Genomic DNA, 18,256 nt, shown 5'->3' with positions numbered 1-18,256 from the left:
GTCGGCGGGCAGATGGCCGACTGCGACGACCTGGGCGAAGAACCCCTCGTACGGGCAGTCCCAGCACCCGGCGGCCGTACGGGGCGGCTGTCCGCGATGCCCTGTTGTGCCGGGACCACAAGGAGGGTGGCACCGCACGGCTCCAGTACTCGGGCCGACTCGTACGCCGGAACCGACCCCGACGAGTGCCCGTGGAGGAGGATTACCGCCTGCCGTAGCGCAGCAGGCCGTGTTCGAGGCCGTCACGCGAGCGGGGTGCCCGAGCGCTGTCGAGCACCGCCAGCGGATCGGCGTCCGGCGCCGCATCGACCGGGTCGAGTCGGCTGCCGTGACCTCGGGGCCCGCCGCTGGGCGGAAACCTGTCTGAGCCCGAGCATCGGTCGTTTCTCTCGGATGATGACCGGAGCGATCTGCTTCCGCCGACACTGAATCCCGCAGCGCTAGCCGATCTGATCATCGCGTAGCTGGGCTCAGATGCCCGGAAGAAGCCGACGAGTCTGCTGATCACGTACAACAGCTCCCAAATCGCCAAAAGCCAAAAGCCAGGAGCCAGGAGCCAGGAGCCAGGAGAGTCAAGCGCCGACGGCCCGGCGGCGGTCGGGGTCACCCTTGAGCTGGGCGGAGCCATGTCCGTACGGGTCGGTGGCGAGGCGCTGGATACCGATGTCGAACTGAGCCCGCCGCGCCGGTGTCATGGCGTACCGGGCTTGGTCGGCCGGTGGTGCGAGTTGGATGCGGTAGTAGTGGCTCACGCCACCTCCGGGCGGACGGTTACGGTGCGGGCGCCGATGTCTTCGCCGCGGGCGAGGCGGCCGAACAGGGCCTCGTCCTCCTCGTCGGCCGTGCCGGCAGCGCCCAATGGACGAGTGCGACGGGGAGGTCGGCTGCGGGGACATGCTCGATCTCACGGCCGAAGGCAGCGGCCTGTTCCGAGGTCATGCCGGCGCGGATACCGGCGATGGTGCCGGGCAGCTCCACCAGCTCGCCACCGATGACGGTTGTGAGAGGCGCGTCCACGGAAACCTCCACCAAGGCAACCGGATCAGCGTGGAGTTCGGGGACCAGGCCATCGAAATCGAGGGCAGGATCACGCCCGTCTCGGAGGCACTCCTCCGCCAGGCCCACGAGGCCTACGCGGCAGGTGCTCAACGAGGGCGCGACGACGAGGGCAGCGTCGGCACTCAGGAGCAGCGCAGCTCCTCCCCCGTGCCCCGCCCCTGCCCGCACAGCCCGGAACGAGAAGCCCGGTCATGGCGCCGGGCGGGCCCGCGCAGGGCTCCTCGCCCGGCTCCACCGCCTGGTGCATGTACGCGTCGTTGAGCGTGGCCGTCTGCCGGCCGAAGGCGCTGATGCGGCATCTCGGTGATGGTCGAGCTCTTGGGGTGATCGCGCTCTTCGAGAACGGCCACCGCCGACCGGGAGTCACCCCATGCCTGCTCGATGGTTCTCCCCAGTCACGGGACACCTGACCTGCCGCCGGGCGCCACGAGGCAGGGGCCGGAGCGTAACCCCGCCGTAGGCACCGAAGCCGTGCGGGCGCCCCCGTCGGCCACGTCCCGCTCGTGGCCACTCCGGCCCCGAGGACGCGCGTCGACTCACCAGGGACGCCGTCCCCCGTCTCCGGCAGCAGGGCTGACACCACGCCGGTGTTCGCCCCTGCCCCGGAAATCAGCCGGAGACGTGGTTCACGGTCAGCGAGGCGTCAGGAGGCAGAACTCGTTGCCCTCCGGGTCGGCCAGAACCGTCCAGGAGACTGCGGACTGATCCATACCGGGGTCGGTGGCGCCCAGGGCGCGCAGTCGGGCTGCCTCTGCGGCGAGGTCGTCACCGGGGTAGGGGCGGACATCGAGGTGGACGCGGTTCCACCCGCTCTTGGTGTCGGGAGTGCGGAGGAACTCCAGGTAGGGCCCGACATCTCTGGCGGAACGCATGGTCGCGTGGTCGTCGGCGACCTCGTGCAGCGTCCAGTCCGTCGCCTCGCCCCAGAACCGGGCCATCCCTCGTGGGTCGGAGCAGTCGACCACCACCGCGGCGATCGGCCCGGTGTCCTGGTGGATCGGACGGGGCTCCAGGACACAGAACTCGTTGCCTTCCGGATCGGCCATGACCGTCCAGGGGACGTCGCCCTGCCCCACGTCGGCGAGCGTCGCGCCGAGATCCTTCAAGCGCGCGACCAACTCCGCCTGATGGGCGGTCGAGGTGGTGGCCAGATCAAGGTGCACGCGGTTCTTGACCGTTTTGGGTTCCGGGCGGGCGACGATGTCGATGCAGACGGCCGCGGGGTCGGGGTAGGCGAAGCCCACGGGTTCGAGGTTGGTCACGCCGGGTCCCTCACTGTCGACACCCCAACCGAGTGCCTCCGCCCAGAACCGGCCGAGCGCGTGGTCGTCATGGGCCTTCATATTGATCTGCACAAGTCGTGTTGCCATGCCGCAGATCCTAGAAGCTCCGCCGGCCCCCTGATGTCGTCCGGCTCAGGGGAGACCTTGAGCATCGCCGGCAGCCGGGTTGGCGTCCGGAGAACCGCCGGCGCACCTTCGGGAAGTCCGGATGTCTCGCCGGACACGGGGCGGGATCAGGTCTCAGGTGCCCAGTGCCTGAGGCGGGACGAACCACGTGACCAGGGCCGGGCGTTGATCGAACGTTGATCCCGTGTAGAGCTGCCGCTGCGATGTTGAGCGCGCTTGACCGAACTCCCGAACCAGGAAGGAACCCATGCGTTTCCGTCGATCCACCTTTACCGTCTGGGCCATGGCAGCGGGGCTGTGCGCGGCACTGACGCCGGTCACAGCCGTCGCACAGGAAAAACCGGTCGGGCCCTCCCATGGGAGTGCCACCGCCGTCAATACGATGCCCCGCGCTCAGCTGGATGCCTACTGGACCCCGGAGCGGATCCGCACAGCGAAACCGATGCCCGCGCCCGAGGGCACCTCCACGGCGCAGGCTGCTCCCGATGCACGGGAACAGGTCACCAGTGCTCCTGTGCACGTCCCGGCCAAGAGGCCCACGGTGAGCTCCGGAGCGCAGACCCGGGCCAGCGTATGGGGCACTGCAGGACGCCTGTACTTCACCATCCCGGGCAAGGGCAACTACATCTGCTCCGGCAACGTTGTCACGAGCAACAACCGCTCGGTGGTGGCCACCGCACGGCACTGCGGCTTCGGCGAAGGTGGCACGAACTACCGATTCGCACCTGGATACAACAAGGGCAGCGCACCGCATGGCTGGTGGGGCTGGCGCAGTGCGGGCTGGGTCACGGGCGGCGGACAGGAGAACGACAGCGCCTTCCTCGTTCTGGACGCTCCCAACGGCCGACGGGTGCAGGACGTCGTCGGCTCCACCGGTCTCGGCTTCAACTGGTCCAGCAACTATGCGCATATCCTCGGTCTGCCTGCCGACAAGGATTACGCGGTGTGGTGTGAAGGGCAGGGGTACGCGGGACCGGGCGGGCAGCGCCTGATGAACAACTGCAACGGTCTGTCCGGCGGCGCCAGCGGTGGTGCCTGGATCGAGAACTACCAGCCCGACGGCTCCGCGGTGCAGACCGGGGCCTACTCCGGAAGCTACGGATCAGCCGCCGCCGCCTCGTCATGGGGGAACTCCTCGTACAACGTCTGGAACGGCGCCCAGAACAGCTGACGGTGTGACACCGGGCTCCGGCCCGGACACCTGCCACAGAGTGGCCGACCAGCGGGTGGCGCATGGTCGAGGCGGGCAGACCCGGACCGGCCCGAGGCGGGCCGGTCCGGGTCTGCGGCCGGTCCGCGGCCGGTACACGTCCGCTTCGGTTCCCGGCGGCGTTCGGCTCGGGGCGCGGGCGGCCTGATGAGCGGTCGGTGAGTCCGGCGTCACCCGCGCCTTCGAGCGGACAAGCGGCCGGGCGGACAAGCGGGCCGAGCGGCGGGCGCGTCATCTCCAGGACGGGCCTGGCGACCGCGTCGCTGTGACGACTCGGCAGAGGTGTCCGCGGACCGGGCTCCGGCGTCGGGCGCGTGTGCCTGCGTCAGCTCTCGTCTGTGCCACCGTTGCCGGGCACCGCGTCCTGCGGTGCCGTGTGCCAGTTGGTGACAATCGGTTTGTCGACAGTCATCGAGCCGACCTTGAGTGAGACAGGAGCAGGATCGTCGGTGGCGGCGGAGACGATGATCTCGTTCAGTTCCTTGCCGTCCTCGGTGTTGGTGGTCTTCGGGTTGACCCCCGCGTACGCCGTGGTCGAGCCGCTCAGGGTGACCAGGTCGCCGGCAACCTGCTCGGCGTTCGCGGCCTCGGTGCCGTCAGATCCGAAGGCCACCACCGGCAGCCCCTCCAGGCTGCATGTGATGCCCGGTCTGGCTTTGGCGGTGATCAGGATGTAGCCGCCGGCCTGAGTCTCGGAACGGGCGGTGAAGACGACGTCGTTGCTGCCGCAGACCTGGCTGTATCCGCTCTTGCCACCATCGGAGGAGTCCGCCTCGGTGTGCTTGTCCCCTGACTCTCCGGTGCTCGGTGTGGCACTCGCGTCCGGAGCGCCGGCCGTCGGCTCCGCCGTACCCGGTGCGGGGGCGCCGCTGCTCGCGGCGGGAGTCGGGGACGCCGCTGTGTCGGTGTCCTGGCATGCGGTAAGGGTGGCGACGGAGACCAGTGCGGTGGCGGAAATAGCGGTGATGCGAAGCAAAGCGTTCATGGAGACATGGTGGAAGGCGTTGATCTACAGCAGGTCTACGGCCGATCAACGGTCTTGCCGGGCAGGGTTGATCATTTGTTGATCCGGTACTGATGAGCAGCGGTCAGATTTCTCCCGGATGCCGCGGGCCACTCGGGCCGACGGCTCATGGCGAGAAGTGTGGGTACATGGCTCGGTACACGGTGAAGGAGGCGGTCGCTCTGGTGGCCGCAGGCACGACGCTGGCCGCAGGGGCCGGACTGGCGAGTGTCGCCGGCGCCGCGCCGGCGACTACGACCTGTGTGGTGAAGGAATCCGCCGCGTCTCCCGGCGCGCCCGCATCGGCATCGACTGGGCGTTCAGCGGATTCCTGTACGAAACCGGCCGCACCGACGGGCAGGTGAACTCTTCCACCGGCGTACTGACGTACCTCTCACCGTCCGGGGCGACGATGTCCGGGCCCACGCGCTACCGTGCCGATTCGGCTCCCGGCCATGGCCCGGCCACCGACTGCGGCGACGGGTGCGGGAGACCGCGGAGCACACGGAGGGTGGCTTCCCCGGTCCCGCCGGTCTGTTGCAGGGCATAGCACCGAACCAGGTCGTGGAAGCGGTACGAGCCCGCTCGGGGAGTCTGCAGCAGTGCGGCGTCGACCAGCGACTCCAGCAGGTCCTCGGCCGCGTCCTCGGCCATCCGCAGAGCGATGGCGGCTGCGGTGAGGGAGACGTCGGGTCCGGCCACCGGGGCGAGCACGCCCATCGCCGCCACCTGGTCCGCACTCAGGCGCCGGTAACTGGCGTCGAAGGCGGCCTCCACCGTAAGGCCGTCCAGCCGTAGCTCCTTCAACCGTCGTCGTTCGTCGGCGAGCCGCAAGGCCAGGTCGCTGATCCTTCGTCCGGGCCGGGCCGCCATACGGGAGGCCGCGATCCGGACTGCCAGCGGCAGGTGCCCGCAGGACTCGGCGACCGCCAGCGCGGCGGCATGTTCGCGGTCCACCCGGTCGGATCCGGCGACCGCCCTGAACAGAGCGAGGGACTCTTCCCGGCGGAACATGCCAAGGTCGATCCGGCCGCTCACGGGCAGCCCGGCCAATCCCGTCCGATGGGTCACGGCGACCCCGCTGCCTGCCGAGCCGGGCAGGAAGAGTGCGAGCTCCGCGGGATCGTGCACATCGTCCAGGACGATCAGCACACGCCTGCCGTCCAGTACGGACCGCATGAGCCTGGACCGGTCGTCCACGCCGTCCGGAATGTCGGCGGCCGCAACGCCGAGCGCCCTCAGGAAGGTCGCCAGCACCGCCGCCGGACCGGTCGGGGTGCCCTGCCGCCCGGACAGGTCGGCGTACAACTGTCCGTCCGGGTAGGCGGAACGGACCCGGTGAGCCGCCCGCAGGGTCAGGGCCGTCTTGCCCGTGCCGGCCATTCCAGTGACCGAGACGATCGCGGGGACCGGGCGGTCGGCCGAGGTCAGCAGTCCGCACAGTCGGGCTGTCTCGGCATCACGGCCGGTGAAGTCCGCAGGTGCCGGGGGGAGTTGTGCCGGCGGGCGAGTGGGGGGATGCACCCCCTGCATGCCGACGGGTGAGACGCGGCCGGACCGGACGGGTGTGGCTGTCTGCGCGGGAACGGACTGCCGAGGTGTCCGGTTTCCCCCGGCGACGCGAGGTCCGAGGTCATCACGCAGGATCCGGGCATGCAGGCCGGTGAGTTCGGGGCCCGGCCCGATGCCCAGCTCCTCCGCCATACGCACCCTGTACGCGGTGAACGACGCCAGTGCCTCCGCTCTGCGGCCCGTCGCGCACAGGGCCCGCATCAGCAGGGCCTGGGGCTGTTCACGCAGGGGATGCGCCCGTGTCAGCTCAGCCAGCGGGGGAAGCGCCGACGAGGCGTCCCCCAGATGGACGTCCAAAGCCAGACGCTCCTCCACCAGGGTCAGCCGCAGCTCCTCCAGCCGTGCCCGCTGACCGTACGCGTAGGGACCCGGTACCCCTGACAGTGAATGACCGTGCCACAGGGCCAAGGCTTCGATCAGCAGCTCCCTCGCCTCCTCCGCCCGGCCCGCGCCACGTTCCCGTGCCGCCCGCCGGACCAGCGACTCGGCTCGCAGAGCGTCCACACCGGCCCCGGGCACAGCCAGTCGGTATCCGTCTCCGGACGACAGCAGCACGCTGGGCACCGACGGATCGCTTTCGATACTCCTGCGCAGTTGCCAGGCATAGGTCCGGATGGTGGCGACCGGACCGTTCGGCAGATTCTGACCCCACACGGCGTCGACCAGGTCGGCCAGGGCTACGGTGTGACCGGCCCGCAGCGCCAGTGCCACCAGCATCGCCTGTCTCTGGGGCGGCCCCGCGGGTACCTCCCGCCCACCGCGGTACATGTGTACGGCGCCGAGCACAACGATCCGCACGTGTTCCTCCACAACAGCCTCCACCGGTCAGAAACCGTCGGAGGGGAGGCCGGCCCCGTGCGGACCGCCGGATCCGAGGGCCGGGGCTCCATCAATTCCGGATCCGGAGTCCACGGCGGAGGACGAACGACTGATGCGGGTCCGCACGGCTCCGGCGGCACCACCCGCGACTGCGGACCGAGGCTTTCCGCAGCCTGCGATGTCATGGTCGATCATGGTGCGCCCTTGCTCATGGTGGTGACGGTCCACGCTCCGCCTCCAAGAACACTCAGACTAGGAACAGCGCGACCGCGTACCTCCGAGACAACAACGCCACGACACCGAGAGAAACCGCTCCCCCGGGCTTTTGAGCACTGCCACCTGCTCATTTACGGTTCTCCCGCGCGGACCACGTATCGGCACAGCCGACCGGGCACCCGCGCATGGGTGAGGATCGGAGAGATAATGATCTTTGGGCGGCAACCAGAATTGCGCGCTCTGCAGGACATGGTGGACCGCGCTGCCCGTGGACAGGGAGGCCTGCTCGTGCTGCGCGGCGGAAGCGGCATCGGCAAGAGCGTGCTCCTGGCCGAAGCCCGCACCCGCGCGGCGGCCCGCGGACTGGACGTACGTACCGCGGATCACGGGCCGCTGGACGCCGAGATCGCCTTCGGCACGGCTCATCGGCTGCTCGGCACTCGCGAGACCGGTCTCGGTGCCGACGTAACGTATCCCGTCCTGCACGCGCTGTTCCGTCAAGTGGCCCACCTCGCGGCCGGCGACGGCGCACTGTTCGCGGTGGACGACCTCCAGTGGTGCGACGCGGCCTCACTGAGGTGGCTGGCCTACCTCGCACACCGCTGTGAAGAGCTTCCGATCCTGATCGTCGCCTGCCTCAATGACGCCGAACCGCCGGCCGAACCCGGTCTGGTGTGCGCCGTATGCGCGGCCGGCACCCAGCTGACGCTCACCGGTCTGGACGAGGACGCCACCGACGTATGGATGAGGACAACGCTGACCGGTACCGGCCCGGCTCTGCGCCAGACCTGCCACCGGCTGACCGGCGGCAACCCCTTCTTGCTGACGCAACTGGTGACCGCGTTCGCACGGGACGGCATACCTGAGAACACCGGTTCCCTCAGCCGGTTCACCGCCGAAGGACTCGACCGCAGGATCCGTCAGCGGCTGGTCCGGGCCTCCGGTGGCGCCCGGACGCTGGCCAGGTCGCTGACAGTGGCCGATGGCCAGATGGACATCACCCTCCTGGCCCGGCTCACCGGGCTGGAGGTGGAGACCGCCGCCGGCGCGGTCGCGGAACTGGTCGCCGCCGAGATCGTCGCCGACGCTTCTCCCATCCGCTTCGCCCATACTCTGCTGCGCAATGCGGTGGACAGTGATCTGTTCCCCGCCTTCCGCCGGGCCACGCACGCGAGAGTCGCGACACTGCTGCGGGAGACGAGCGCGCCGGCGGAAGCCATTGCCGCGCATCTGGTGAAGGCGGGGCCGCCGCGGGAAGCATGGATGATCCAGACGCTGACCTCCGCAGCCACCTCACCCCAGGCCCGCGAGGCTCCTGACATGGCGCTGGCGTTCCTTCGGCACGCTTTGACCGGCCCCGGACAAGACCGCTCCGCGCTGCTCCGGTTCCTCGGTGTGCTGGAGGTCTGCCACGGCGGCGAGCGCGGCCCGGCGCATCTGGCGGAGTCTCTCGCGCTGTCCGGCGAACCGACCGCCCGAGCCGCGTCGGCGGCGGGCCTGGCGTGGTGCCCCGAGCCACCGCAGAACAACATGAACATCGTGGAGCAGGCACTTGACCAGGCGGATGCCTCCCAGAAGGCCGATGTCGCCTGCTCGTACTCACTGACCCTGGCCGGACGCGCGGTGTGGTTCAGGCCCGGACCGGCCCATCGGTCCAGGGTCGAGTTTCTCCGTGACCGGATTCGCGACCAGCCCTGGGAGCGGCCCCTGTCCTCCATCGCCGAGGCCTGCCTGTCCCTGATGGCGGGTACGTCGGCGGCCACCGCGCTCACCCATGCCAGGCAGGCGGTCCGAGAACTGCTCGGATCGGATCTGTACCGGCAGATCCCCTCCGGATCCGACTTCCGCCCTCCGGGCGGCCTGGCCCAGATCGTGCTCGGCCAGGCCGCGTGGACGTACATATACGCGGACGAGACGGACGAAGCGCTTGTCACGGTGACGCACGAGGGTTTCACCGACGGTCAGTTCGGACACGCGACGGCCGAGGCGACACGGCAGTACATCCGCGGACTGGCACACCTTCGCGCCGGCGACCTGCGCCACGCACGGGACGAACTTGAGGCGGGCATCCGCTACATCCAGGTCTCCGGCGAAGCCAACACCGCGTGGTACGCGGGCAGGGTCACCGCGTACGTCGACCTGCTGGTCACTCTCGGGGAGCACTCACACCTGCTCGAACTGCGGGACTCCCCCCGCGGGCGTTCCGCGATGACCCACCTCCACGATCACCAGCCCTTTCTTCTCCAGCGCGGCCGGAACCTCGCCGCCCTCGGGGAATTCGGCAGGGCGGTGAAGCTGATGGACCGCGCGGGCGTGCTCGCGGTGGAGCGGCACACCGACAACCCGGCCTTGATGCCGTGGCGTTCGGAGGTGGCTCTGGTGCGGCTGGCGATGGGCGACCGGAAGGCCGCGCGAGATCTGACCGGGGAGGAAGTGGAGCGGGCTCGCCACTGGGGCGCCGCGCTCACGCTGAGCAGGGCGCTGGCCCGGCACGGCCGGACGATGGGCGAGCCGGAGATCATCGAGGAGGCGCTCGGGCTGTTGACGGCCGGACGCGCGGACTGCCAGCTGGCGCACGGGCTGGTGCTGTTGGGCGAGACACTGCTGGAGAAGGGGCGGCGCGACGACGCGGTCCGACAGTTGATGCGAGGCTACGACGCCGCCGTCAGATGCGGCGCGGGGCTGTACGCGAACCACGCCGCCTCGGCGCTGGCCGTGGCCGGAGCACGCCCCAGGCTCACCACCGGCGTGCGATCGCTGACCCGGCAGGAACGGATCATCGCCCGTCGCGCGGCCGAGGGTGCCACCAACCGGCAGATCGCGGAGGAGCTACTGCTCAACCTTCGTACGGTCGAACAACACCTGACCAGCGTCTACCGCAAGCTGGAGATCGCCGGGCGTGCGGGTCTGCGAACCGCGTTGGGCGATGCGCACCCCGGCCGGGGGACGCGCTGAGGGGATGTCGGAGAACCCGCCGGAACGGAGGTCCCGAGGCCGGACGGATCGCCTGGGTGCGACGCGCGGCCTGGGGTAGTACGGCAGCCGATGGTACGGAGGGAAGGCCGCTGCGGGCGCTCCGTCGGCTCACTGCCGGCGTCACTGCCGGCCGGGCCCGGGTGCTTCCTCAGAGCATTTCCTCCTTCAGTTCGATACGTCCGGTAATGCCCAGCTTGCGATACCCGCGGGACAGATGCTGCTCGACGGTCCTGCGGGTGAGGAAGTGGAGGTCGGCGATCTCTTGGTTGGACAGCCCCCGCAGGGCGAACTCCAGGATCTGCCGTTCCCTTCCGGTGAGTGCCGCGGCGCCTGTCCGCGGCCTGCGGGGGCGCAGCCCCACACTGCGCAACAACAAGCGGGACCGGCTCTCCACCGTGATGTCCTCGCAGGCGGTGGACAGCTCGAAGCCGCGGTAGAGGAGTTCCACGCCATGCGCTCGGTCAGTGGGCAGGAACGTTTCTCCGAGGGCGGTCAGCGCGGCGGCCAGGGTGTGACGGCAAGGAGAGGGGTCGAGCAGTGCCACCGCCTCCTCCAGCAGATCCCGGCGCGCGTCGGGCAAGCACACGGAGGCGATGACCAGGGCGTTGCCCAGCACGTAGGGAGTCCCCCAGCGGCGGGCGGAAGCCACTTCGGACACCGCGAGGTCCGCCGCCTCGTTCGCCTGGCCCAATCGGAGGTGGGCGAGTGCCGCGTACCCGCGCCAGAGGCCCGTCACGGCCGGGGCCGTCCCGGTGCCGAGGTGTTCGCCGCACGTGCGGAGGTCCGCCAGGGCGGCGGCGGCGTCACCACGTGCCAGTCGCAGACGCCCGCGTACGTAGGCCAGCCGGTAGTGCTCAGGCCGGTCCAGCGGATGACCGTCACCGAAAGCGTGCCGGTCCAGCAGGCGCCCGGCCGCGTCCAGATCACCCCGCTCGACCAGGCTCTCGGCGAGAACACCGACGGCACGGCCGATCCCGTCTCCGTCCGGCATCAGGTTGCGCATCCGGCTCAGTGCCTCGCAGCCGGCCTCGGCGCTGCGCACCGCCTGCCCGAGTCTGCCGCGGATCAGCGAGGCCCTCGCCTGGTGGGAGTGTGCGACGAACTCCGACATGGTCCAGCCGTACCGCTGCGCACTGCGCAGACCTCGGGCGCAATGCTCCTCGGCTTCGTCCACCATCCCTGCCGCGAGGAGGGCAGCCACGGCGGTCCAGAAGAAGGCCTGTTCGCTGTGCCCGGCAGGCGGTTCACCCGCCAGCGCGTGCCGGGCCAGTTCCACGGTCCGCTGCGGGGAGCCTCCCGATACGGCCTCGTGATGGGCGAGCAGGCCGGCGGCTCGCGGACCCGAGGGAAGGACCGTCGACCGAAGCGCCTGCCACCGACGGGTCAGCCGGGGCGGCGTGCCGAGACTGAGTGCCCAGGCGACCACGCGCGCGCTCTTGTCCGCGGCCTCCTGAGGAGCCTGTTCGGCCAGGGCGTCCAGGACGGGATCGATCACTGCGGTAGCGGCTTCGAATCCCTCCCGCAGCAGCACTGCACGGCACAGTGCCAGGGCGACGCGTGTTCTGAGTCCGGGCGTCTCCGCCTCGGAAAGCAGCCGCGCGAGCCGCGCGTCCGCCCCGGGCAGACCGGCCTCCTGCTCGGCCATGGCCAGGTCGATGTGCAAGCCGACCGTGGATCCGACGTCCACCGCCCGGCGCAAGTACGTCACCGTGGTGCTCGTCGCGCCCCGCCGTGAGGCCTCTGCCGCCGCCGTACGCAGTACCTGTGTCGCCCACGGCGCAGTAACAGGTGCCGCATGCAGGAGTTGAGCGGCGACCGTCTCCGAGGGAGCGCCCCGGCCGTGCAGCAGTTCGGCTGCCTGTGAGTGGGCCAGTCCGCTGCCCACGACGGTCATCTCGGCGGTCAGCGAAGCCGGCACCATGGGGTGAGCGAAGCGCAACGAGTGCTCGCCGTGCAGCACGCCCAGCCGTACCAGAACCCGGCAGGCGTTCTCGGTCTCCCGTTCGGAGAGGTTGGCCAGGGCACCAGCCGCTGCGCGGTCCGTGCCGTCTCCCAGGACGGCTACCGCCCGCACGAGCGGGACCGTGGCCGGAAGAACGTGGTGCAGCCGGGCGAGCAACGCACGGGCGGCCGAAGACGAGCCGAGCCGACGAACGTCGTCCGGAGTGACCGCGGTGCTGCCTCGCAGGCTGCGCAGCAGCTCCAACAGCAGGAACGGGTTGCCGCCGGTCACCTGCCGGCAGACCGGGGCCAGAGCCTCCGAGTCCGCTGCGGGCAATCCCTCTTCCACCAACGCGCCCACGGCATCCGCGTCCAGTCCTGCCAGCCCTACGGTACGCGTCCGGAGGAGCAGATCACGGATCGCCGTGTCGGAGGGGTCAGGAGGGCTCATGGCTCCAGCGATGGCCAGCGGGAGCGAGGCGATGTGTTCCGTCAGATGGGTGAGCCAGCCCAGCGAGGCGTCGTCCGCCTCGTCCAGATCGTCCACGGACAGGAGGACGGGCTCCGTGCGGCACAACGCGGCCACCAGCCGGGTCACCTCGTGCATGGAGAGGGGCAGGCGCCCGGAACCGGACTCCGGCACCCCGGTGATCCGGCGCAGTGTCTCCGCCACGTCGGCGGGCAGACGGCGCCCCGCGCTCGCACCTGGACCATCGGCCAGGGGTTCGAGAAGCTGCCGCAGGACGCCGAACCTGAAGTCGCGCTCCAGCGCACCGGCTCGGGCCCGCAGGATCAGAAAGCCGCGTTCCCGCGCCTGGCGCTGCAACTCCCTCAGAAGCGCGGTCTTGCCCACGCCCGGCTCTCCGACGAACACCAGCGACGCGCTGCGCTCGCCCGCCACGGCCGCGAACAGTTCTTTGACCTCCTTGCACTCGGCCTCTCGTCCGACCAACGCCCTCATGACTTCCTCGTACGAACCAGGCCGGTCTCTGCTTCCGGCGACACCGCGCTCGTCGTGCACGAGCCATAAACGAACAGGTGGGAATGCTTTCATGCTCGTTCCGGCGCCGCTGACCGGCCGACGGAAACGGCCTCGGCGACCATGCTCCGCTCCCTGCCGTCGTGTGTTCCCAGGATCGGATCGAGATCAGCAGGGCTTCGGCCCAGTCGAGCGGTTCTCCCGGCGCCCGCCTCCCCGGCCGCCCGTACGACCTCGGGCGAGGTGTCGACGCACCATGCGGGGTTGCGGGGCGGGGGGCGATTGCAGGTGGTGCTGCGGACCGTGTCCCTGTCTCCGCCGATGACGCGGAGGCGACGCCGACGGCCCGTCACGTGCCCATCAGGGCGGCCCCGCCGACGGTGCAGGCCAATCCCGGCGCCGCGTGCCCCACCCGCTGCGGCGCGGAGTCCGTAGAACTGCTCACCACACACCACCAGCGTCGGCCCGGGGTCAGCTGTCACTGATCCGCTCGCGGCGGCGCTGCCGTGCGGTGGTGTTGTCGAACGCCTGCTTCGGCGGGCCACGTCAAGCGTGACCCGCTCCGTACGCCCTGTCAGATCCGAGACCGACCGCACAGGAGACGCTCGGTGCGCGGCTCAGACGGTGGTGCTCCGGGCTCTCCCATGTCCATGACGACCTGCGGCCGGATAGTCCGCCGCCGTTCCCGGGAGCCCAAGGACGCCCGCAGCCCCCGCAGCCCCCGCAGCAGCGGACCGTCCTGGAGACCGTGGCCGCCGCCATGGCGCAACGGCGGCCCCAGCAGGGGGCAGCACCACCGCGTCGACCGGTGGTGCTGCTCTTGTTCCTGCCCGAGGCTCGGCGCCCGTCCGCCATCGCATGCCGGTACGGACATCGATGTACGAACGCTGATGCCGATGACCTGCGCAGCCTCGGCGTATCCCATTCCTTGATCCAGGAGCCGGATGCATGCCTCCCGCTCCTGGACCGGCAGTGCTGATCAGCTGTCTCGCAGCCGGTCAGCACCGCGAGCCTCCGGCTCCGGTCCGCGGTGGCGGTGCCGAGGCGGCTGCCGGGCGCGGCGGCGCACCCCCGCCTGGTCGGGACGGTACCGGCCCGGGATCGTGCGGCGGGTGCACCGGCGTGCGAGGGCTAGTAGTAGGTGTGCGGGCAGGGGGGCGTGGTGGGCGGTGTGGTGGTCGTCGCGTTTCCGGTGACCTGGGCGGTGACGTCGTAGACGACTCCGTCCTCGTCCACGGTCAGGGACACCTGGCCGGTGAAGGGCCCCTCGGTCGTGGGCGTCCAGGTCAGCTCGATCGTGCAGGAATCCCCGGCGTCGAAGGCGGTGTCCAGGTCGCAGGTGCCCCCGGTCCGGGTCACGCCCGGAGGAAGGTTCAGCGGCAGGCCGTCGAAGCCCACCAGGACGGTGCCGTTGTTGGTCAGCGTGAGCGTGACGGTGCCGGTCTCCCCGACCTCCACCGTCCCGAAGTCGCCGTCCGTGAGCGTCACGTCTCCCGGCGCCCGGTAGGAAGCGGTGACAGCGGCCGGGACGGTAGCGGTATGGGCCTGGGCCGCCGGGACCAGCGTGAGGCTGATCGCGCAGGCGGCGAGAGCGGACATGGCGAAACGTGCGGAACTTCTACGGGACAGCACGAGATGGTCTCCCTTGGTTGGCTGATGACAACCCCACTATCGGAAGATCAGACACATCTGACGTGCCATGGGACTGTATGTGGGCGTGGCGTCCGCCGTACTCACCCGTCTGCGCCGTACCGGGGTCCGCTCACTCCACCGGCCTACCGCGCGTTCCGGCTGTTCCACCGGCAGTACGCCGGAGATCATGCGCGTGGAAGGCCCGCACGGCGTTGCGGCCCTGATGGGTGTGGCCGTGCGGCGGGTCGTCGTCCGTGCACACGCTGGGAACGGGGCGACGACCGCACAAATCGACGAGGTGCCCAGATGACGCAGCTGAACCGGATGATCTGCGGGAGAAAGGCACGGACCTGGGCGGCGGCGGCCCTCACCGCCGCTGCGCTGACTGCGGCCGGCACCGGCTGCTCGTCCGGAAACGGCGCTCCGGCCAAGACACAGAGGCAAGCGCAGGAGCAGGCGGACGAGGCACGGCCGGTGGCCGCTTCCGCGTCCGCTTCGCCGTCGGTCTCGTCCTCAGCCGTCCAGGGCAGCGGCCACCTCGTCGTCACGTACGAGAAGGGCAAAACTGCCGCTGACCGGCAGACCGAGGCCTTCCTCAAGGAGAACAAGGTCTTGGAGGGCGTCGCCGAGTACGTCGACGAGCTCATCGCCCTGCCGTACGACGTTCCGCTGCGCGGCCGCAGTTGCGGCACGCCGAACGCCTTCTGGAGCCCGGAGACGAAGGACATCAGCTACTGCTACGAGTTCCTTGAGGCGCTGAAGCCCGTCTATCAGAAGCAGGACACCACCGGCACCACGGAACAGCGCGCCGCCGAGGTGGACAGCGATCTCGTCGGCCTCACCAACGGTGTGCTCCTCCACGAGCTCGGGCACGGCCTGGTGGCCATGTACGAGCTGCCCATCACGGGCAAGGAGGAGGATGCCGTCGACCAGTTGTCGACCCTGCTCCTGACCACCGGCGACAAGACACACGTCAACTACGCGATCAGCACCATCAACGCCTGGGGCGGCCTCGCAGAGGCCGAAACCAAGGGCAGACTACCCATCGACAACTACGCCGACGAGCACTCCCTGAGTGTGCAGCGTTACTACAACTGGGCATGCTGGCTCTACGGTTCCGACCCGGACGCCTACCAGTCCCTCGTCGAAACCCCCGACAACCCCGACGGGGCCCTGCCACAGGAACGCGCCGAACGGTGCCCACAGGAATTCAGCCAGATCGCCGGTTCCTGGGGCACACTCCTGGACCCCTACATGAAGCAATGACACGCCACCACTCGACGCCCCTGCCCGGCCTCAGCACAGCCAACCACGCTGCCCACCACATGGTGGAGCCCGCCTGCCCCATGGACATGCCATTTCCACCGTGAGACTGGCGCGTGGGTGCTGCTGCTCAGCGCCTCGTCTCGTATCTGGTCAGTACCACGCCGCCGGGAAACGTCCGCGTCTCCACCAGGTTCAGGTTCACCCAGCTGTCCAGCGCGGTGAAGAACGGCGTGCCGCTGCCCACCAGGACCGGATGGGCGGCGATCGCGTACTCGTCGATCAGCCCGGCGCGCATGGCCGCCCCGGCGAGAGTTGCGCCGCCGATGCTCATCGGGCCGCCGTCCTCGGCCTTGAGCCGGGTGATCTCGGCGATCGCGTCACCGCTGACCAGGCGGGTGTTCCAGTCGACCTCGTCGATCGTCGAGGAGAACACCACCTTCGGCGTGTCCCGCCAGTTCCGCGCGAACTCCATCTCCGCCGGGGTGGCGTCGGGCTGCTGGTCGCCGGTCGGCCAGTAGGAGCTCATCGTCTCCCACAGCTTGCGTCCGTACAGCGTCAGGCCGCTCGCCTGCTCGTGGTCGAGCCACCACTGGAACAGCTCGTCGCTCGGCGGTCCGCTCCAGCCGATGTCGTCGCCGGGCGCGGCGATGTAGCCGTCCAGGGTGAGGTTCATGCCGTAGATCAGCTTCCGCATGGCCCAGCCTTCCGTTCGTGGGTGTCCGGCGTATGGACGAGCGCGTCACGGGAGACTCGTCGGTACGCGATCCGGGCTCTCCGGTCGCCCCCGTGCTCGGACTCAGCGTGGCGTACTCGGCCGACCCGTACAAGCCGCACGATCGCGGCCTCACCCTCGCGGGGAAATGCCACGGACGTGAGACGGATCATGGGTGACAGGACGGCGAGACGGCCAAGAACGCCCAGGTCACGCACGATCGACATGTCGCGAGCGGCGAGCCCCGCACGGGGTCGGGAAGCGGGCCGGAGGCGCCGGAGGGGAGAGCCGGTCCCAGGGGCCGGGCGCACCCGGCCCCTGCCCGTACTTCTGATCCTCACGCCGCACCCTGTCCCCCGCACCCGCACGGCCAGGTCCGATGCGCCTGTCACCCGACGGGCTTCAGCATTCGGATCTCCATCGCGGGTGCACCCCGACACCGATGTCGTGCTCCCTCACCCAGTCGGGTGTGAGCGGGCGCATCCGATGAATCGCTGGGGTACGGCTCTCTCCCCACAGCCCGGATCTCATCTTTCAGTCGTCGGATTCGGACGTCTTCCGAGGGTGGGTGGGGTAGACCTCGTGCCAGTGCTCGGCAGAGCGGACCAGGTCGTCGATGACGTGGAGGAGGAACTGGCTCGTGTTCTCCAGCCGGGCGCCGGCGGGGGTGGTGGTGCCGAGTTTCCGGGCTGCGATCCGGCAAGCCTCGGCGACCCGGGTTTGGTTGCGCGCGCCGGCCACGATGGACTGGAACGCTACGTCGTCGTCGATGGCGTAGCGTTCGGCGCGGCTGTGGGGGTCGCGTTCGCGTTTGACGAGTGCCTGGTTCTCCAGGTAGCCGATGGCCTTGGAGATGGAGGCGGGGCTGACGTGCAGGCGTCGCACGAGTTCCGCGGAGGTGAGGCTGCCGCTGTCAGTGGTGAACAGCGCGGAGAGCACCCTGGCCATCATCTGTGGGAGCCCGGCCCGAATCATCAGTTCCATGCTCTGCGCTTCCACCTCGTCCACGAGCCGTGGATCGCGCCCGCCGGGGTCGGTCCGTCCTGGTGACGGGGTCGGCGCAGCGGTCCTGCGCTGGTGCCCGTGTCGTGCGCCGGCCCGGTTGGCCGCCTCGGCGTGGTAGCCGCGCGGCCCGCCGTTGCGCATCACTTCGCGGGTGACGGTGGAGGTCGGCCGCCCGATGCGGCGGCCGATGGCGGCATAGGTCAGCTCCTCGCGCAGCCCGGCGGCGATCTGCTGTCGGTCCTGGAGGGTGAGTCTGTCACCAGGCATCGGGGGTCCTCCGCTGTCGGCGTCGAGGCCAGCTTAATGCAACGCAACGTCGTTGCATTAGCCGGCAGGGGTCACGCAATGATTTTGCCCCGTTGACCTGCAATTACGTTGTCGCTTCGCATGGATATGATTGACGGCCTTGTGTATGCAACGTAACTTTCGCCGGGTTGTAAAAGCGTTTGTGTGGCGC

The 18,256-nt window shown here is 69.9% G+C and carries 12 protein-coding genes; 3 read left to right on the top strand and 9 right to left on the bottom strand.

Annotation, left to right across the window (positions count from 1 at the left end; all coding sequences use genetic code 11):
* Nucleotides 1-572: 572 nt before the first annotated feature.
* From ABT170_RS33420 to ABT170_RS33410, 3 genes are all read right to left on the bottom strand, one after another.
* Nucleotides 573-752, bottom strand: coding sequence for a hypothetical protein (locus ABT170_RS33420; RefSeq protein WP_351873702.1), 180 nt, complete (start codon nucleotides 750-752; stop codon nucleotides 573-575).
* Between the two features lie 19 nt (nucleotides 753-771).
* The gene (locus ABT170_RS33415; RefSeq protein ID WP_351873699.1) at nucleotides 772-1,017 is read right to left on the bottom strand and encodes a hypothetical protein; all 246 of its coding nucleotides are present in this window, start codon (nucleotides 1,015-1,017) and stop codon (nucleotides 772-774) included.
* Between the two features lie 674 nt (nucleotides 1,018-1,691).
* Nucleotides 1,692-2,429, bottom strand: a complete 738-nt coding sequence (locus tag ABT170_RS33410) for a VOC family protein (protein ID WP_351873696.1) — start codon at nucleotides 2,427-2,429, stop codon at nucleotides 1,692-1,694.
* A gap of 322 nt (nucleotides 2,430-2,751) precedes the next feature.
* Between ABT170_RS33410 and ABT170_RS33405 the strand changes: the two genes are divergently transcribed.
* The gene (locus ABT170_RS33405; RefSeq protein WP_329941872.1) at nucleotides 2,752-3,639 is read left to right on the top strand and encodes a peptidase; all 888 of its coding nucleotides are present in this window, start codon (nucleotides 2,752-2,754) and stop codon (nucleotides 3,637-3,639) included.
* Between the two features lie 364 nt (nucleotides 3,640-4,003).
* On the opposite strand, the gene ABT170_RS33400 is transcribed toward ABT170_RS33405, so the two are convergent.
* Together ABT170_RS33400 and ABT170_RS33395 are read right to left on the bottom strand one after the other, a co-directional pair.
* Entirely contained in the window at nucleotides 4,004-4,663 is a 660-nt protein-coding gene (locus tag ABT170_RS33400; protein WP_351873693.1) for a DUF4232 domain-containing protein, read from the bottom strand.
* 447 nt (nucleotides 4,664-5,110) lie between these two features.
* On the bottom strand, nucleotides 5,111-7,051 hold the full coding sequence (locus tag ABT170_RS33395; RefSeq protein WP_351873690.1) for an AfsR/SARP family transcriptional regulator: 1,941 nt from the start codon (nucleotides 7,049-7,051) through the stop codon (nucleotides 5,111-5,113).
* A 204-nt stretch (nucleotides 7,052-7,255) separates the two neighbouring features.
* On the opposite strand from ABT170_RS33395, the gene ABT170_RS33390 reads away from it, so the two are divergent.
* Nucleotides 7,256-10,243: an ATP-binding protein gene (locus ABT170_RS33390; RefSeq protein WP_351873687.1), complete on the top strand. Its 2,988-nt coding sequence runs from the start codon at nucleotides 7,256-7,258 to the stop codon at nucleotides 10,241-10,243.
* A 169-nt stretch (nucleotides 10,244-10,412) separates the two neighbouring features.
* Here ABT170_RS33390 and ABT170_RS33385 read toward each other — a convergent pair whose 3' ends face one another.
* On the bottom strand, nucleotides 10,413-13,166 hold the full coding sequence (locus ABT170_RS33385; protein WP_351873684.1) for an ATP-binding protein: 2,754 nt from the start codon (nucleotides 13,164-13,166) through the stop codon (nucleotides 10,413-10,415).
* Between the two features lie 1,149 nt (nucleotides 13,167-14,315).
* Complete coding sequence (locus ABT170_RS33380) at nucleotides 14,316-14,816, bottom strand: choice-of-anchor D domain-containing protein (protein ID WP_351873682.1); 501 nt, start codon at nucleotides 14,814-14,816, stop codon at nucleotides 14,316-14,318.
* Between the two features lie 306 nt (nucleotides 14,817-15,122).
* On the opposite strand from ABT170_RS33380, the gene ABT170_RS33375 reads away from it, so the two are divergent.
* Complete coding sequence (locus ABT170_RS33375; protein ID WP_351873679.1) at nucleotides 15,123-16,082, top strand: DUF4344 domain-containing metallopeptidase; 960 nt, start codon at nucleotides 15,123-15,125, stop codon at nucleotides 16,080-16,082.
* 127 nt (nucleotides 16,083-16,209) lie between these two features.
* On the opposite strand, the gene ABT170_RS33370 is transcribed toward ABT170_RS33375, so the two are convergent.
* Together ABT170_RS33370 and ABT170_RS33365 are read right to left on the bottom strand one after the other, a co-directional pair.
* Entirely contained in the window at nucleotides 16,210-16,776 is a 567-nt protein-coding gene (locus ABT170_RS33370; RefSeq protein ID WP_329941865.1) for a dihydrofolate reductase family protein, read from the bottom strand.
* Between the two features lie 552 nt (nucleotides 16,777-17,328).
* Nucleotides 17,329-18,066 (bottom strand): GbsR/MarR family transcriptional regulator, encoded by a 738-nt coding sequence (locus tag ABT170_RS33365; protein ID WP_351873676.1) that lies wholly within the window; start codon nucleotides 18,064-18,066, stop codon nucleotides 17,329-17,331.
* Nucleotides 18,067-18,256 lie beyond the last annotated feature (190 nt).

Origin of the sequence: Streptomyces sp. NPDC001787 (assembly GCF_040297465.1) — a bacterium.
GTDB lineage: Bacteria > Actinomycetota > Actinomycetes > Streptomycetales > Streptomycetaceae > Streptomyces.
The sequence above is the reverse complement of the archived record's forward strand: the minus strand, read 5'-3'. Positions and strand labels throughout refer to the sequence as shown.